Origin of the sequence: Clostridium tetani, from assembly GCF_900167265.1 — a bacterium.
Lineage (GTDB): Bacteria > Bacillota > Clostridia > Clostridiales > Clostridiaceae > Clostridium_G > Clostridium_G tetani.
Genome location: NZ_FUWT01000032.1, coordinates 1 through 2,396 on the forward strand (window position 1 = coordinate 1; position 2,396 = coordinate 2,396).

Consider the following 2,396-nt stretch of genomic DNA (forward strand, 5'->3'; position numbering starts at 1 on the left):
AAGACAGACTTTAATCGAAGAGAGCTGGAACGCTCTACCACAGAAGGTAATAGTCCTGTAGGTAAAAAATTATGTCTTTTAGGTCTAATCCAGAGTACCACGAGACACGTGAAACCTTGTGGGAAGCAGGGAGGACCACCTCCCAAGGCTAAATACTAACTGGTGACCGATAGTGAAGCAGTACCGTGAGGGAAAGGTGAAAAGAACCCCGGGAGGGGAGTGAAATAGAACCTGAAACCGTATGCTTACAAACAGTGGGAGCACGTTAATGTGTGACCGCGTGCTTTTTGTAGAACGAGCCAGCGAGTTACGGTATGTAGCAAGGTTAAGCACTTAAGGTGCGTAGCCGAAGGGAAACCGAGTCTGAATAGGGCGACTAGTTGCATGCCGTAGACCCGAAACCGAGTGACCTATCCATGGGCAGGTTGAAGCGGAAGTAAAATTCCGTGGAGGACCGAACCACGTTGGTGTTGAAAAACCATGGGATGACCTGTGGATAGCGGAGAAATTCCAATCGAACTCGGAGATAGCTGGTTCTCCTCGAAATAGCTTTAGGGCTAGCGTCTGGTTATTGAGTAATGGAGGTAGAGCACTGAATGGGCTAGGGGCTGACAACAGTTACTGAACCCTATCAAACTCCGAATGCCATATACTTTTATCCAGGCAGTCAGACTGCGAGTGATAAGATCCGTAGTCGAGAGGGAAACAACCCAGACCATCAGCTAAGGTCCCAAAGTGTAAGTTAAGTGGAAAAGGATGTGGGATTTCTAAGACAACTAGGATGTTGGCTTAGAAGCAGCCACTCATTTAAAGAGTGCGTAATAGCTCACTAGTCAAGAGATCCTGCGCCGAAGATGTCCGGGGCTCAAACTTACCACCGAAGCTATGGATTCAATAGAATGGTAGAGGAGCTTCCTGTATGGGTAGAAGTCGTATCGTAAGAAGCGGTGGACTGTACAGGAGTGAGTATGCTGGCATGAGTAGCGAGAAATAAGTGAGAATCTTATTGGTCGAAAACCTAAGGTTTCCTGAGGAAGGTTCGTCCGCTCAGGGTTAGTCGGGACCTAAGCCCAGGCCGAAAGGCGTAGGTGATGGACAATCGGTTGATATTCCGATACCGCCAACTTTCGTTTGACAAATGGGGTGACACAGAAGGATAAGGTATGCACACTATTGGATGTGTGTCTAAGCACTTAGGCGTGCTTGATTGGCAAATCCGTCAAGCTAAGCTGAGGTGTTATGGGGAGCCTATTTTGGCGAAGTGCCTGATTCCACACTGTCAAGAAAAGCCTCTATGGAGAATGTTGGTGCCCGTACCGCAAACCGACACAGGTAGGTGAGGAGAGAATCCTAAGACCATCGGAAGAATTGCTGTTAAGGAACTAGGCAAATTGACCCCGTAACTTCGGGAGAAGGGGTGCCATGGAAACATGGCCGCAGTGAATAGGCCCAAGCAACTGTTTAGCAAAAACACAGGTCTCTGCTAAAGCGAAAGCTGATGTATAGGGGCTGACGCCTGCCCGGTGCTGGAAGGTTAAAGGGATCCGTTAGCGTAAGCGAAGCGGTGAACTTAAGCCCCAGTGAACGGCGGCCGTAACTATAACGGTCCTAAGGTAGCGAAATTCCTTGTCGGGTAAGTTCCGACCCGCACGAATGGCGTAATGACTTGGGCACTGTCTCAACAGCAAATCCGGCGAAATTGTAGTGCAAGTGAAGATGCTTGCTACCCGCGATAGGACGGAAAGACCCCGTAGAGCTTTACTGTAGCTTAACATTGAATTTCGGTATTGTCTGTACAGGATAGGTGGGAGACTTAGAAGCAGGAGCGTCAGTTTCTGTGGAGTCATCCTTGGGATACCACCCTGATAGTACTGAAATTCTAACCGGGGACCATGAATCTGGTCACGGGACATTGTTAGGTGGGCAGTTTGACTGGGGCGGTCGCCTCCTAAAAAGTAACGGAGGCGCCCAAAGGTTCCCTCAGCGCGGTCGGAAATCGCGCGTAGAGTGTAAAGGCATAAGGGAGCCTGACTGCGACACATACAGGTGGAGCAGGGACGAAAGTCGGGCTTAGTGATCCGGTGGTTCCTCGTGGGAGGGCCATCGCTCAACGGATAAAAGCTACCTCGGGGATAACAGGCTGATCTCCCCCAAGAGTCCACATCGACGGGGAGGTTTGGCACCTCGATGTCGGCTCGTCGCATCCTGGGGCTGGAGTAGGTCCCAAGGGTTGGGCTGTTCGCCCATTAAAGCGGCACGCGAGCTGGGTTCAGAACGTCGTGAGACAGTTCGGTCCCTATCCGTCGCGGGCGTAGGAAATTTGAAGGGAGCTGTCCTTAGTACGAGAGGACCGGGATGGACTGACCTCTGGTGCACCAGTTGTCACGCCAGTGGCA

The 2,396-nt window shown here is 50.8% G+C and carries 1 rRNA gene; it reads left to right on the forward strand.

What is annotated here, in order from left to right:
- Positions 1-2,396, forward strand: a 23S ribosomal RNA gene (locus B5D21_RS13835); the annotation flags it as partial.